Here is a 13,022-nt window from a genome sequence, read left to right as displayed (position 1 = left end):
TTTAAAAGAGAGCAGTTTCAATGGATAAATTTCGTGTGCAGGGGCCCACTCGCCTGAGTGGTGAAGTGACAATTTCAGGGGCTAAAAACGCCGCGCTGCCGATCCTCTTTGCTGCCCTTCTGGCGGAAGAGCCTGTAGAGATTCAGAACGTTCCAAAGCTGAAAGACATTGATACCACTATGAAGCTGTTGAGCCAGCTGGGTACCAAAGTTGAACGTAATGGTTCCGTCTATATTGACGCCAGCGGCGTGAATATCTTCTGTGCGCCGTACGATCTGGTAAAAACCATGCGTGCCTCCATCTGGGCGCTGGGGCCGCTGGTTGCGCGCTTCGGACAAGGGCAGGTTTCTTTGCCAGGCGGTTGTGCTATCGGCGCACGCCCTGTTGACCTGCATATCACCGGCCTTGAACAGCTGGGCGCGGAAATTAAGCTGGAAGAAGGTTACGTTAAAGCTTCAGTAAACGGCCGCCTAAAAGGGGCTCATATTGTGATGGATAAGGTAAGCGTAGGCGCGACCGTTACCATCATGAGCGCTGCAACGCTGGCTGAAGGCACAACCATTATTGAGAACGCGGCCCGCGAGCCAGAAATTGTTGATACGGCTAACTTCCTCAACACGCTGGGTGCGAAAATCAGCGGCGCAGGTTCCGATCGTATTACCATCGAAGGCGTTTCTCGCCTGGGCGGCGGCGTGTACCGCGTTCTGCCTGACCGTATTGAAACCGGGACCTTCCTGGTGGCAGCGGCTATCTCCGGTGGAAAAATTCTCTGCCGAAATGCACAGCCGGACACATTAGATGCGGTGCTGGCAAAACTGCGTGAAGCCGGGGCTGATGTTGAAACCGGTGAAGACTGGATAAGCCTGGATATGCACGGCAAGCGGCCGAAAGGTGTAACGGTGCGTACTGCTCCACACCCGGGCTTCCCAACCGATATGCAGGCACAATTCACCCTGCTGAACCTGGTGGCTGAAGGGACGGGCGTGATCACCGAAACTATCTTCGAAAACCGCTTTATGCATGTGCCTGAGTTAATTCGTATGGGCGCGCACGCGGAAATCGAAAGCAACACCGTTATCTGTCACGGCGTTGAAAAGCTCTCCGGGGCGCAGGTTATGGCTACCGATTTACGCGCTTCCGCAAGCCTGGTGCTTGCTGGCTGTATTGCCGAAGGAACCACGCTGGTTGATCGTATTTACCATATCGATCGGGGCTACGAGCGCATTGAAGATAAGCTTCAGGCGCTGGGCGCCAAAATTGAGCGCGTGAAGGGCAGCGAGTAATTCGTTTCGCCAGAAGCGTAAAAACCGGGGCAAGCCCCGGTTTTTTTATACCTGTCGAATCTTGCTGGCTCTGTCGATAAACTCATGGGTTACCGGGTCGTGATAGCGTGAAGGCCAAATAGCCTGAGGTTCTACCCCCAAAGCCTGAGCGATAATGAGCTCTCCTTTAGGCCAGGGCCGGGATAACGCATTGGCGAGCGTTGATGAGCTTAAACCTGACTGACGCGACAAGGCCGCAAGCGAGGTTCTCTTTTTTCGCAGGCCGGCAATGATGTCTGCCGGATGCCAGTCCACATACTTATTTTCCATAATCTCTCCCTGTAAGCTTGCGAGTCCAGCCCTGAACTGAGCGTTGGTACAGGAAGGTTATAGCATAAAAACTTCCAAATGATTCCTGTAACCGTAAGGAATAACCCATTCTGTGTTTTCTCACACAAATACGATGAAAAACAATGAAAGCGGAGGAGAGGGGAACGGTGGCGTAAGGGGAGGGGGACAATTTATTGGAAACTTTAGCGCGCCGTTAAGCGCGCTAAAACGCGATCTAGCGATCGCGTTGTACTGACATATGAGCTAAAGAAATCAGCGCCTCGCGGTACGGGCTATCCGGCAGGACAGAAAGCGCGTCGATCGCTTTATCCGCCTCTTCCTCCGCACGCTGACGAGTCCATTCCAAAGAGCCGCAATCTGCCATGGCTTTCAGTACCGGATCCAGCAAGTGACGGCCATTACCCTGCTCAATCGCTTCACGAATCATTTGCGCCTGCTCTGGCGAACCGTTACGCATGGCGTGAAGCAGCGGGAGCGTTGGCTTACCTTCGTTCAGGTCGTCACCAACGTTCTTTCCAAGAGTCTGCCCGTCCGCGCTGTAATCCAGCAGGTCGTCAATCAACTGGAAAGCGGTGCCCAGGTAGCGCCCGTAATCCTGCAGCGCTTTTTCCTGGACTGCCGTTGCGTCAGCCAGGATTCCGGAGCATTGCGCGGCGGCTTCAAACAGGCGAGCCGTTTTGCTGTAAATCACCCGCATATAGCTTTCTTCAGTGATATCGGGGTCGTTGCAGTTCATCAACTGCAGTACTTCACCTTCAGCAATGACGTTGACCGCCTCAGACATCACTTCCAGCACCTTCAGTGAGCCCAGGCTTGTCATCATCTGAAATGCCCGCGTATAGATAAAGTCACCAACCAGAACGCTGGCAGCGTTGCCAAAGGCCGCGTTCGCTGTGGCTTTACCGCGGCGCATATCTGATTCGTCCACGACGTCATCGTGAAGTAGGGTGGCGGTATGTATGAATTCGATAAGCGCCGCTATTCTGACATGCGCCTGTCCTTCATAGGCAAGCGCCCGTGCGGCAAGCACGGCAATCATTGGACGAATACGTTTACCGCCGCCGCTGACGATGTAGTAGCCCAGCTGATTGATCAGTTGGACATCTGAATTCAGTTGCTCAAGGATTGTCGCATTGACACCCGCCATATCTTGCGCGGTTAACTCATTAATTTTTTCTAAATTCATCGCAAAAGTCTGGCTTTCGTCCTGTTTATTCCATATCCATATGGCATAACGAGAGGGTTGAGGTTCGATACTGTAGTACAGATTGTACTGAAAAAACGAGGCAGATAAACGATGTGTGTGCTGTTGCGTTTTTTTTCTACGGTAAATGACGATCGGGCTTGTCAAAGCCTCACGATTTGCGTAATATTCGCGCCCTATTGTGAATATTTATAGCGCTACCTGAATCCAATGAAAGGCAAGCGCGGAAAGCGGAGTTTTATATGTACGCGGTTTTCCAAAGTGGTGGTAAACAACACCGAGTAAGCGAAGGTCAGACCGTTCGCCTGGAAAAGCTGGACATCGCAACTGGCGAAACTGTTGAGTTCGCTGAAGTTCTGATGATCGCAAACGGTGAAGAAGTCAAAATCGGCGTTCCTTTCGTTGATGGTGGCGTTATCAAGGCTGAAGTTGTTGCTCACGGTCGTGGCGAGAAAGTTAAAATCGTTAAGTTCCGTCGCCGTAAACACTATCGTAAGCAAGCGGGCCACCGTCAGTGGTTCACCGATGTGAAAATTACTGGCATCAGCGCCTAAGACCTGAGGAGTAGATTTAAATGGCACATAAAAAGGCTGGCGGCTCAACTCGTAACGGTCGCGATTCTGAAGCAAAACGCCTGGGTGTAAAACGCTTTGGTGGTGAAACTGTACTGGCTGGTAGCATCATCGTTCGTCAACGTGGTACTAAATTCCACGCTGGCAACAATGTAGGTTGTGGTCGTGACCACACCCTGTTTGCTAAAGCAGACGGTAAAGTAAAATTCGAAGTTAAAGGCCCGAACAATCGTAAATACATCAGCATCGTTGCTGAGTAAGTTTTTCGGTCCGGTAACGGATGAAAGCCCCGCAACGTGTTGCGGGGCTTTTTACATTGTACGCCTGGTAAATTAATACAGGGAATGGGGATGGGGCAGCAGGCGGGAATCGGCATTCTTTTAGCGCTTACTACGGCAATGTGCTGGGGAGCGTTACCGATCGCGATGAAGCAGGTGCTTCCGGTGATGGCGCCGCCGACGGTGGTCTTTTATCGGTTCCTGATGGCCAGTATTGGCCTCGGCATTATTCTCGCTATTCAGGGTAAACTTCCGCCGCTCACCCTGTTCCGTAAGCCTCGATGGCTGGGGCTGTTAGCGATTGCCACCGGTGGGTTATTTGGCAACTTTCTGCTCTTTAGCTCCTCCCTGCAGTATTTAAGTCCTACCGCGTCTCAGGTCATTGGCCAGCTCTCCCCCGTGGGAATGATGGTGGCGAGCGTGGTGGTGCTGAAAGAGAAGATGCGTGGCACACAGATTATCGGTGCCATTATGCTCTTATGCGGGCTGGTGATGTTCTTCAACACCAGCCTCATAGAAATTTTTACCCGCCTGACGGATTACACTCTTGGCGTAATCTTTGGCGTGCTGGCGGCAACGGTTTGGGTCAGTTATGGTGTGGCGCAGAAGGTGTTATTACGTCGGCTGGCTTCACAACAGATCCTTTTTTTGCTGTACACTTTATGTACTGTTGCGCTTTTGCCGCTGGCAAAGCCGGGCGTTATTTTCCAGCTCAGTAGCTGGCAACTGACGTGTCTGGTGTTTTGCGGTCTGAATACGCTGGTAGGATACGGCGCGCTTGCTGAGGCGATGGCGCGCTGGCAGGCCTCCCAGGTTAGCGCCCTTATTACGCTAACCCCGCTGTTTACGCTGCTGTTCTCAGACCTGCTGTCTCAGGCCTGGCCCGAGTATTTCGCCATACCGATGCTTAACCTTGTGGGTTACATCGGTGCACTGGTGGTTGTGGCTGGTGCTATGTATTCTGCGATTGGCCACCGCCTTTGGGGGCGCTGGCATAAAACCGAAACGGCCACACCGGTGCAACGTTCGGGCGAATGATTTACGGAGAAGTAAGATGAAGTTTGTTGATGAAGCAACGATCCTGGTCGTAGCAGGGGATGGCGGTAACGGCTGCGTTAGCTTCCGCCGTGAAAAATATATCCCGAGAGGCGGCCCGGACGGCGGTGACGGCGGTGACGGCGGCGACGTATGGCTTGAAGCCGACGAGAACCTGAATACGCTCATCGATTATCGTTTTGAAAAGGCTTTCCGCGCTGAACGCGGTCAGAATGGTCAAAGTCGTGACTGTACCGGTAAACGCGGCCACGACGTGACCGTGAAGGTACCCGTCGGTACTCGTGTTATCGATCAGGGCACCGGCGAAACCATGGGCGATATGACGCAGCACGGTCAGAAGCTGATGGTGGCGAAGGGCGGCTGGCATGGTCTGGGTAATACTCGCTTTAAATCCTCGGTGAACCGTACTCCACGTCAGAAAACGATGGGGACACCGGGGGAGAAACGCGATCTGCAGCTGGAGCTGATGTTGCTTGCCGATGTCGGTATGCTGGGTATGCCGAATGCCGGTAAATCGACCTTTATCCGTGCGGTATCCGCGGCGAAGCCAAAAGTCGCCGACTATCCGTTTACCACCCTGGTCCCAAGCCTGGGCGTTGTTCGTATGGATAACGAAAAGAGCTTTGTCGTTGCCGATATCCCCGGGCTGATCGAGGGTGCTGCCGACGGTGCGGGCCTTGGTATCCGCTTCCTGAAGCACCTTGAGCGCTGCCGTGTACTGCTGCATCTCATTGATATCGAGCCTATCGATGGTTCCGATCCGGTTGAAAACGCCCGAATTATTGTTGGCGAACTAGAAAAATACAGTGAAAGCCTGGCGTCTAAACCTCGCTGGCTTGTATTTAACAAAATTGACCTGATGGACAAAGCACAGGCCGAAGAGAAGGCGAAGGCGATTGCCGAAGCGCTCGGCTGGGAAGATAAATACTATCTGATCTCTGCCGCGAGCCAGATGGGCGTGAAAGACCTGTGTTGGGACGTGATGACCTTTATCATCGAGAACCCGATCGCCGCCGCCGATGTAGCTAAGCAGCCGGAAAAAGTTGAGTTTATGTGGGACGACTACCATCGTCAGCAGCTCGATGAAATGGAAGCTGAAGCGGAAGAAGACTGGGATGACGACTGGGACGATGAAGACGACGAAGGCGTTGAAATTATCTACCAGAAGTAATTCTCGACAGAAAAGGCCGGATACTCCGGCCTTTTTTATTGAATGCTATTTGGTAGCCAGCAGCCAGCCAACAGGCCACCTTCAGCGCGATTATCCAGATCAAGGCGGCCATGGTGTAACTGAACAATGCGCAGCACAATGTTAAGGCCCAGCCCGCTTCCACCGTAGCGCTGATCCATACGTCTGAAAGGTTCGGTCATCTGCTGGAGATACTCCGCCTTGATGCCGGGGCCACTATCAGCAACGGTCAGCAGGGTTCCCCCCTCCTTTTCCTTCAATGCTACGTGAATAGTGCCCTTTTCCGGACTATAGCGAGAGGCATTTTCCAGCAGGTTACGCAGCATCAAGCGCAGCAGAACGGCATCACCTTGTACCGTCAGGGATGACTCTGCGGGCCAGAAAAGCGTTTGCCCGCGCGGTAGGACAAGCTCTTCCATTTCCATCTTCAGTGGCGCAATGATATCGCGGCTCCAGGTCAGCGTATTGTAGTGCCCGCTTGCCAACGCCTGCCCTGCCCGGGAGAGCATCAATAGCTGTTCAATGGTGTGCATCAGCAGATCGATTCTGCTCAGCAACATGGGAGCCTGTTCTATCCCATTATTTGCCATTAATTCGAGATGTAATCTGAGGCCCGCAAGCGGTGTTCTCAATTCGTGTGCTGCGTCTGCAGTGAACAGTCGCTCCTGCTGGATGGTGTGATCGAGACGCCCGAGTAGCTGATTAAGTGAGTTTGTCACGGCCACCATTTCATCCATGTCGGAAAACATGGGCAGAGGCGTGAGGTTATCGGCAGAACGATTTGCAAGGCTCGAGCGCAGCTGGTTCAGTGGGCGAGTGATCCAGGTGATTGCCCAGAAGGAGAAAAATAGCGTAAAGGCAACCATCACCAGAGAAGGAACGAGCAAAGAGGCAATGGCTTCGCGGATCTCTTTTTCTACCTGCTGGTTCCTGGCTTTAGCGGAGAGCGTTTCGCTCACCAGAAACCCGATTTGCTCACGGCTTTCATGCCAGAGCCAGACGACGCTAATCAGCTGGAAAAAAAGGAGGATAAGCGCCAGCAGGATCATCAGGCGCCGGCGCATACTGTTCATGAACGATTTTCCAGGCGATAGCCGACGCCGCGCACGGTTTTGATTCTGTCTTTCCCTAATTTGCGACGAAGGTTATGAATATGTACTTCAAGGGTATTGGAGCCTGGGTCATCCTGCCAGCTGTAAATATCCTGCTGCAGCGTTTCGCGATGAACGGTCTGGCCAATACGCATCATTAATCGGGTGAGCAAGGCAAATTCTTTGGGCGTAATTTCTACGGCCTGGTTTGCAAGCAGGACCTGCTGAGTTTGCAGATTAAGCGTTAAATCGTCTTCCTGCAGCAGGTTGTCGCTGTGCCCCTGATAGCGACGAATCAGCGCGCGAGCACGTGCCTGGAGCTCCGCAAGGGCGAAAGGTTTGACCAGATAATCATCGGCACCTGAGTCCAGGCCTTTCACCCGATCCTCGAGCGCGTCACGGGCCGTCAGGATAAGAACCGGGTTTTTTACCCCACGGCGGCGCCACTGGCTCAGCAGCGTAGCGCCGTCTTTATCAGGCAAGCCAAGGTCGAGGATTATCAGGCTGTACTCGCCGCTTTGCAGTAGGGCGTCGGCCTGGGCGGCCGTGGCCGCACAGTCTAACGCATAACCTTCACCACCCAGTGCGAGCGCCAGACCATCCTGTAGCAGTAAATCGTCTTCAACAATAAGCAGTTTCATAGCTAGTTATTTTGGTAAATATCCTTGTAAAGCCGGCTTTCAAAGCGCACGAGCGGGATTCGACGATTACGCTGGTCGGCCGGTTCTACGGCATAGCCAGAAAGGTATTGTACAAAGGCCATACGTTGCCCACTCGCTGTGGTAATGAAGCCTGCCAGGTTATACACCCCCTGAAGGGAGCCCGTTTTCGCTGACACTTTACCGTCAACCCCCGCCTGATGCAGACCTGCACGGTATTGCAGAGAGCCGTCATAACCCGCGAGCGGCAGCATGGAGATAAAGTTTAGCTGATTATCGTTCTGAGCGATGTATTGCAGCACTTGCATCATGGTGGCTGGCGAAATCAGGTTATGGCGTGACAGGCCTGAACCATCGACGACGAGGCTATTACCTAAATCGACACCGGCTTTTTGCCGCAGAATTTGGCGTACTGCATCAGCGCCAGCACGCCAGGTCCCGGGCACGCCGTACATGTTATGCCCGATGGTACGGAACACGGTGTCGGCAATCATGTTGTCGGATTTTTTCAGCATGATCTTAAGCAGATCGTGCAGCGGTGCTGATTGCTTGCTGGCAATCACCGTGCCCGGCGCATTTGGCTGAGTTTGGCGTAGCAATGTCCCGCTGAAGCTGATGCCAGCCTGCTTTAATTCATCTTTGATGATAGCCCCCGCGTAGCTCGCACCATCCTGAATGGCAAACGCTAACGGCAGAGGGTCAGCACGCTGCGTCAGGCATCCGGTCAGCGTATAGCGATTCAAATCACCCGGCACAACATCCAGTTCACAGTATTGGGCGTCCGCAGAGCCTTTTGCCAGCGTTCTCACCTGGCTAAACATCACCACCGGGTAATAGGATGCAATGCGGATGTAAGCCAGATCGTCGGCTTTCGGTGCGCTATACAAGGAAATTGAGAAGCAGTTGCGGTCAACGATAGCGGCGGCAGGTGGCGCGCTAAAGCACTGGGTAAGATCGTTCCAGGGCCAGCCGGGTGCTTTATCATGGCTGGCAAAGATAGACGTATCGACCAGCACATTGCCTTTAATTTGCTGTACGCCGGCCTTTTTTAATTCCGCGACCATATTACGAATATCCTGGCGTTTAAGCGTAGGATCGCCACCAAATCGTGCAATAAGATCGCCGTCAAGCACGCCATTATCGACTTGTGCATGGCTCTCTAGCGTCGTGGTAAAGCGGAAATCAGGGCCTAGCTGGAGCAGCGCTGCCAGCGCCGTAATCACTTTTTGGGTGCTGGCAGGAAGCGCCATCTGCTGGCTGTGATAATCAATGAATGGGCTTGTGGCACCCACTTTTTGTACTATCAGCGCCAGGTTCGCCCCGTCAGGCAACTGGGAGGTATAATCTTCAACATTGGCAGCCTGGACATTGATGGCTACGGCAGCGGTCAACCCAATGACAAATCTCAAAAATCGCATAATCTCGCGGTAACGGCCTGGAAACGTGACCGCCATACTACGGTGCATCGCGGTGCAAAGTAAACGATGACCCTCAGGGAACTCCAGGGTAAAATACCGGTCAATTTGAAAACTGTTACTGACCTGGAGTTATCACCCCGGGTCGGTTTTCTTTTATTTGTTGCCGGTGGTACATCACGTAGCCCGGCCATGCTCTTAAGCCAGCGCGGCGTTTTGCCCTGCTGCAGAGGACTGATTTTAAGAGGTATAACAAATGCAACCTATTCCGATGACCTTACGTGGCGCTGAACAATTACGCGAAGAACTGGATTTTCTGAAGTCCGTTCGCCGTCCGGAAATTATTGCTGCAATCGCCGAAGCTCGCGAACATGGCGATCTTAAAGAAAATGCTGAGTATCACGCTGCGCGTGAGCAGCAGGGCTTTTGCGAAGGTCGCATTCAGGATATTGAAGCAAAGCTGTCTAACGCTCAGGTGATCGACGTCACAAGAATGCCAAATAACGGCCGCGTGATTTTTGGTACCACCGTAACGGTATTGAATCTGGATAACGACGAAGAGCTTACTTACCGCATTGTTGGCGATGATGAGGCTGATTTTAAAAAGAATCTTATTTCTGTAAATTCGCCGATTGCACGCGGTCTGGTGGGCAAAGAATGCGATGATGTTGTCGTGATTCGTACCCCGGGCGGCGATGTCGAGTTCGAAATCCTGAAAGTAGAATATTTGTGATTTTTACTACGCTGACTCAAGGGTTGGCGTATTGTAAAGAAAAGAAAAAGGCCGCATAGCGGCCTTTTATCAACGAACATAGCGTGGCATTTTGCACACCTCTGCTTACTTCGGCAGAGAGATCTTCCGCTCTTTAGAAGGGCGATAGAGCACCAGCGTTTTACCGATGACCTGTACGTTACAGGCGCCGGTTTCCCGCACGATAGCATCCACAATTAAGGTTTTCGTTTCGCGATCTTCAGTTGCGATCTTCACCTTGATTAACTCATGGTGCTCAAGCGCTTGTTCAATCTCGGCCAGTACCCCTTCGGTCAAACCATTATTGCCAAGCAGAACGACCGGCTTGAGCGGATGGGCCAGACCTTTCAGGTGCTGTTTTTGTTTAGTACTCAGATTCATCGTATTATTTGCTTACGTTGGGATTGAAAACGGTTCATTCTACCGCCATCTCCAGTGTATCGCCAAATCGGCTGTGCTGATTGTTAGTTAGCCTGCTATTCACGATGAACAAAGTTGGAAATTGAGATGACAGGTAAAAAGCGTTCTGCCAGCTCCAGCCGCTGGCTGCAGGAACACTTTAGCGATAAATATGTTCAACAGGCACAGAAAAAGGGGTTGCGGTCCCGTGCCTGGTTTAAACTTGATGAAATACAGCAAAGTGACAAACTTTTTAGGCCAGGAATGACTATTGTTGATCTTGGTGCTGCACCCGGCGGGTGGTCACAGTATGTCGTGACACAAATCGGGAATCAGGGGCGAATCATCGCTTGCGATCTTTTACCAATGGATCCTATCGTTGGTGTGGACTTCCTTCAGGGCGATTTTCGTGATGAATTAGTCGTCAAGGCCCTGCTGGAACGTGTTGGTGACAGTAAAGTTCAGGTTGTCATGTCAGATATGGCACCAAACATGAGCGGGACACCGGCAGTCGATATTCCGCGCGCTATGTATCTGGTGGAACTGGCACTTGAAATGTGCCGGGACGTGCTGGCGCCGGGCGGTAGTTTTGTAGTGAAAGTGTTTCAGGGCGAAGGTTTCGATGAATACCTGCGGGAAATTCGCTCCCTGTTTACGACGGTTAAAGTTCGTAAACCGGACTCTTCTCGTGCCCGCTCACGCGAAGTGTACATTGTAGCGACCGGGCGCAAACTATAGTACCCTGACGCTGTTTGTTAACACAGTTGTAATATGAGGTTAATCCCTTGAGTGACATGGCGAAAAACCTAATACTCTGGCTGGTCATTGCCGTTGTGCTGATGTCAGTATTCCAGAGCTTTGGGCCCAGCGAGTCAAATGGCCGTAGGGTGGATTACTCCACTTTCCTGTCTGAAGTTAATCAGGACCAGGTTCGCGAAGCGCGCATCAACGGACGTGAAATCAACGTTACCAAGAAAGATAGTAACCGATACACGACTTACATCCCCGTTAATGATCCCAAGCTGCTTGATAGTCTGATTACCAAGAATGTGAAAGTTGTGGGTGAACCGCCTGAAGAGCCGAGCCTGCTGGCTTCTATCTTCATTTCCTGGTTCCCAATGCTGCTGCTGATTGGGGTCTGGATCTTCTTTATGCGTCAAATGCAGGGCGGCGGTGGCAAAGGTGCCATGTCGTTCGGTAAGAGTAAGGCGCGCATGCTAACGGAAGACCAAATCAAAACCACTTTTGCCGACGTTGCAGGCTGTGACGAAGCGAAAGAAGAGGTGGGTGAGCTGGTTGAATACCTGCGTGAGCCGAGCCGCTTCCAGAAGCTGGGCGGTAAAATCCCGAAAGGCGTGCTGATGGTTGGCCCTCCTGGTACCGGTAAGACGCTGCTGGCGAAAGCCATTGCAGGCGAAGCGAAAGTACCCTTCTTCACTATTTCCGGTTCTGACTTCGTTGAAATGTTCGTCGGCGTGGGCGCATCTCGCGTGCGTGATATGTTCGAACAGGCCAAGAAGGCTGCACCTTGCATTATCTTTATCGATGAAATCGATGCCGTAGGCCGTCAGCGTGGCGCCGGTTTGGGTGGTGGTCACGATGAACGTGAGCAAACCCTGAACCAGATGCTGGTTGAAATGGACGGCTTTGAAGGCAATGAAGGTATCATCGTCATTGCGGCAACTAACCGTCCGGACGTACTTGACCCAGCGCTGCTGCGTCCAGGCCGTTTTGACCGCCAGGTTGTTGTTGGTCTGCCGGACGTTCGCGGTCGTGAGCAGATCCTGAAAGTGCATATGCGTCGCGTTCCTCTCGCGCCGGATATTGATGCGGCAATCATTGCCCGCGGTACGCCAGGCTTCTCCGGTGCTGATTTAGCTAACCTGGTGAACGAAGCCGCGCTGTTTGCCGCTCGCGGTAACAAGCGTGTGGTATCGATGGTTGAGTTCGAGAAAGCGAAAGACAAAATCATGATGGGGGCAGAACGTCGCTCCATGGTGATGACGGAAGCGCAGAAAGAATCTACTGCCTATCACGAAGCTGGCCATGCCATTATCGGTCGTCTGGTGCCGGAGCATGACCCGGTTCATAAAGTGACGATTATTCCTCGCGGCCGTGCGCTGGGTGTCACCTTCTTCCTGCCTGAAGGCGATGCTATTAGCGCCAGCCGTCAGAAACTGGAAAGTCAGATCTCCACGCTGTACGGTGGCCGTCTGGCAGAAGAGATTATCTACGGACCGGAACATGTTTCTACCGGGGCGTCGAATGACATTAAAGTCGCGACCAACCTGGCACGTAACATGGTTACCCAGTGGGGCTTCTCCGACAAACTTGGTCCGCTGCTGTATGCGGAAGAAGAGGGCGAAGTATTCCTGGGCCGTTCGGTTGCGAAAGCGAAGCATATGTCTGATGAGACCGCGCGTATCATCGATCAGGAAGTGAAATCCCTGATTGAACGCAACTATGCTCGTGCTCGCCAGCTGCTGAATGAAAACATGGATATCCTGCATACCATGAAAGATGCGTTGATGAAGTATGAAACCATCGATGCACCGCAGATTGACGATCTGATGGCTCGCCGCGAAGTGCGTCCGCCAGCAGGTTGGGAAGATGCGAGCAAGAGCAGCAATAATTCTGATAACAACGGTACCCCAAATGCGCCACGCCCGGTTGATGAACCGCGTACGCCAAATCCGGGTAACACGATGTCAGAACAGCTGGGCGACAAATAAGACGCTCACGACAGATGTTTTTGCAGTAATCTATAAACCCCGGGCCTGTCCCGGGGTTTTTGT

At 52.5% G+C, this 13,022-nt stretch carries 14 protein-coding genes; 8 read left to right on the top strand and 6 right to left on the bottom strand.

The window, feature by feature from the left end; all coding sequences use genetic code 11:
- Nucleotides 1-20: 20 nt before the first annotated feature.
- A complete protein-coding gene (gene murA, locus VGM55_RS03250; RefSeq protein WP_154188384.1) occupies nucleotides 21-1,283 on the top strand; it encodes a UDP-N-acetylglucosamine 1-carboxyvinyltransferase in 1,263 nt (420 codons plus the stop codon).
- Between the two features lie 45 nt (nucleotides 1,284-1,328).
- On the opposite strand, the gene sfsB is transcribed toward murA, so the two are convergent.
- Both sfsB and ispB read right to left on the bottom strand, forming a co-directional pair.
- A complete protein-coding gene (sfsB, locus tag VGM55_RS03245) occupies nucleotides 1,329-1,592 on the bottom strand; it encodes a DNA-binding transcriptional regulator SfsB (protein ID WP_154188385.1) in 264 nt (87 codons plus the stop codon).
- Nucleotides 1,593-1,827: 235 nt separating this feature from the next.
- Nucleotides 1,828-2,799, bottom strand: a complete 972-nt coding sequence (gene ispB / locus VGM55_RS03240) for an octaprenyl diphosphate synthase (protein ID WP_154188386.1) — start codon at nucleotides 2,797-2,799, stop codon at nucleotides 1,828-1,830.
- 260 nt (nucleotides 2,800-3,059) lie between these two features.
- Here ispB and rplU point away from each other — a divergent pair, with 260 nt between their 5' ends.
- The 4 genes from rplU to cgtA all read left to right on the top strand — a co-directional run bounded on the left by rplU (nucleotide 3,060) and on the right by cgtA (nucleotide 5,894).
- Entirely contained in the window at nucleotides 3,060-3,371 is a 312-nt protein-coding gene (rplU, locus tag VGM55_RS03235) for a 50S ribosomal protein L21 (RefSeq protein ID WP_008454812.1), read from the top strand.
- Between the two features lie 20 nt (nucleotides 3,372-3,391).
- Nucleotides 3,392-3,649, top strand: a complete 258-nt coding sequence (rpmA, locus tag VGM55_RS03230; RefSeq protein WP_007673187.1) for a 50S ribosomal protein L27 — start codon at nucleotides 3,392-3,394, stop codon at nucleotides 3,647-3,649.
- 90 nt (nucleotides 3,650-3,739) lie between these two features.
- Nucleotides 3,740-4,705 carry a DMT family transporter gene (locus tag VGM55_RS03225; protein WP_154188387.1) on the top strand — a complete coding sequence of 322 codons (966 nt, stop codon included), beginning with the start codon at nucleotides 3,740-3,742 and terminating at the stop codon, nucleotides 4,703-4,705.
- 16 nt (nucleotides 4,706-4,721) lie between these two features.
- A complete protein-coding gene (gene cgtA / locus VGM55_RS03220; RefSeq protein WP_154188388.1) occupies nucleotides 4,722-5,894 on the top strand; it encodes an Obg family GTPase CgtA in 1,173 nt (390 codons plus the stop codon).
- Between the two features lie 35 nt (nucleotides 5,895-5,929).
- Here the strand turns inward: cgtA and pmrB are convergent, their stop codons facing one another.
- From pmrB to dacB, 3 genes are read right to left on the bottom strand one after another with little or no spacing between them, the layout of a single operon-like run.
- Nucleotides 5,930-6,985 (bottom strand): two-component system sensor histidine kinase PmrB, encoded by a 1,056-nt coding sequence (gene pmrB / locus VGM55_RS03215; RefSeq protein ID WP_154188389.1) that lies wholly within the window; start codon nucleotides 6,983-6,985, stop codon nucleotides 5,930-5,932.
- Nucleotides 6,982-7,644 (bottom strand): two-component system response regulator PmrA, encoded by a 663-nt coding sequence (gene pmrA, locus VGM55_RS03210; protein ID WP_154188390.1) that lies wholly within the window; start codon nucleotides 7,642-7,644, stop codon nucleotides 6,982-6,984. Before pmrA ends, pmrB begins: the two co-directional genes overlap by 4 nt.
- Nucleotides 7,645-7,646: 2 nt before the next feature.
- Nucleotides 7,647-9,080, bottom strand: a complete 1,434-nt coding sequence (gene dacB, locus VGM55_RS03205; protein ID WP_154188391.1) for a serine-type D-Ala-D-Ala carboxypeptidase — start codon at nucleotides 9,078-9,080, stop codon at nucleotides 7,647-7,649.
- 253 nt (nucleotides 9,081-9,333) lie between these two features.
- On the opposite strand from dacB, the gene greA reads away from it, so the two are divergent.
- Nucleotides 9,334-9,810: a transcription elongation factor GreA gene (gene greA / locus VGM55_RS03200; protein WP_039288100.1), complete on the top strand. Its 477-nt coding sequence runs from the start codon at nucleotides 9,334-9,336 to the stop codon at nucleotides 9,808-9,810.
- Between the two features lie 105 nt (nucleotides 9,811-9,915).
- On the opposite strand, the gene yhbY is transcribed toward greA, so the two are convergent.
- On the bottom strand, nucleotides 9,916-10,209 hold the full coding sequence (gene yhbY, locus VGM55_RS03195; RefSeq protein WP_045784735.1) for a ribosome assembly RNA-binding protein YhbY: 294 nt from the start codon (nucleotides 10,207-10,209) through the stop codon (nucleotides 9,916-9,918).
- Nucleotides 10,210-10,335: 126 nt separating this feature from the next.
- Between yhbY and rlmE the strand changes: the two genes are divergently transcribed.
- Both rlmE and ftsH read left to right on the top strand, forming a co-directional pair.
- On the top strand, nucleotides 10,336-10,965 hold the full coding sequence (gene rlmE / locus VGM55_RS03190; protein WP_154188484.1) for a 23S rRNA (uridine(2552)-2'-O)-methyltransferase RlmE: 630 nt from the start codon (nucleotides 10,336-10,338) through the stop codon (nucleotides 10,963-10,965).
- Nucleotides 10,966-11,021: 56 nt separating this feature from the next.
- A complete protein-coding gene (ftsH, locus tag VGM55_RS03185; protein WP_331634569.1) occupies nucleotides 11,022-12,959 on the top strand; it encodes an ATP-dependent zinc metalloprotease FtsH in 1,938 nt (645 codons plus the stop codon).
- Nucleotides 12,960-13,022: the final 63 nt, after the last annotated feature.

The organism is Cedecea sp. (assembly GCF_036500665.1).
Classification (GTDB): Bacteria; Pseudomonadota; Gammaproteobacteria; order Enterobacterales; family Enterobacteriaceae; genus Cedecea.
This window is presented reverse-complemented; position numbering and strand designations above follow the sequence as displayed.

Coding starts and splice junctions, on each gene's coding strand:
- murA (WP_154188384.1), top strand. CDS start 21: ATGGATAAATTTCGTGTGCAGGGGCCCACTCGCCTGAGTGGTGAAGTG.
- sfsB (WP_154188385.1), bottom strand. CDS start 1,592: ATGGAAAATAAGTATGTGGACTGGCATCCGGCAGACATCATTGCCGGC.
- ispB (WP_154188386.1), bottom strand. CDS start 2,799: ATGAATTTAGAAAAAATTAATGAGTTAACCGCGCAAGATATGGCGGGT.
- rplU (WP_008454812.1), top strand. CDS start 3,060: ATGTACGCGGTTTTCCAAAGTGGTGGTAAACAACACCGAGTAAGCGAA.
- rpmA (WP_007673187.1), top strand. CDS start 3,392: ATGGCACATAAAAAGGCTGGCGGCTCAACTCGTAACGGTCGCGATTCT.
- VGM55_RS03225 (WP_154188387.1), top strand. CDS start 3,740: ATGGGGCAGCAGGCGGGAATCGGCATTCTTTTAGCGCTTACTACGGCA.
- cgtA (WP_154188388.1), top strand. CDS start 4,722: ATGAAGTTTGTTGATGAAGCAACGATCCTGGTCGTAGCAGGGGATGGC.
- pmrB (WP_154188389.1), bottom strand. CDS start 6,985: ATGAACAGTATGCGCCGGCGCCTGATGATCCTGCTGGCGCTTATCCTC.
- pmrA (WP_154188390.1), bottom strand. CDS start 7,644: ATGAAACTGCTTATTGTTGAAGACGATTTACTGCTACAGGATGGTCTG.
- dacB (WP_154188391.1), bottom strand. CDS start 9,080: ATGCGATTTTTGAGATTTGTCATTGGGTTGACCGCTGCCGTAGCCATC.
- greA (WP_039288100.1), top strand. CDS start 9,334: ATGCAACCTATTCCGATGACCTTACGTGGCGCTGAACAATTACGCGAA.
- yhbY (WP_045784735.1), bottom strand. CDS start 10,209: ATGAATCTGAGTACTAAACAAAAACAGCACCTGAAAGGTCTGGCCCAT.
- rlmE (WP_154188484.1), top strand. CDS start 10,336: ATGACAGGTAAAAAGCGTTCTGCCAGCTCCAGCCGCTGGCTGCAGGAA.
- ftsH (WP_331634569.1), top strand. CDS start 11,022: ATGGCGAAAAACCTAATACTCTGGCTGGTCATTGCCGTTGTGCTGATG.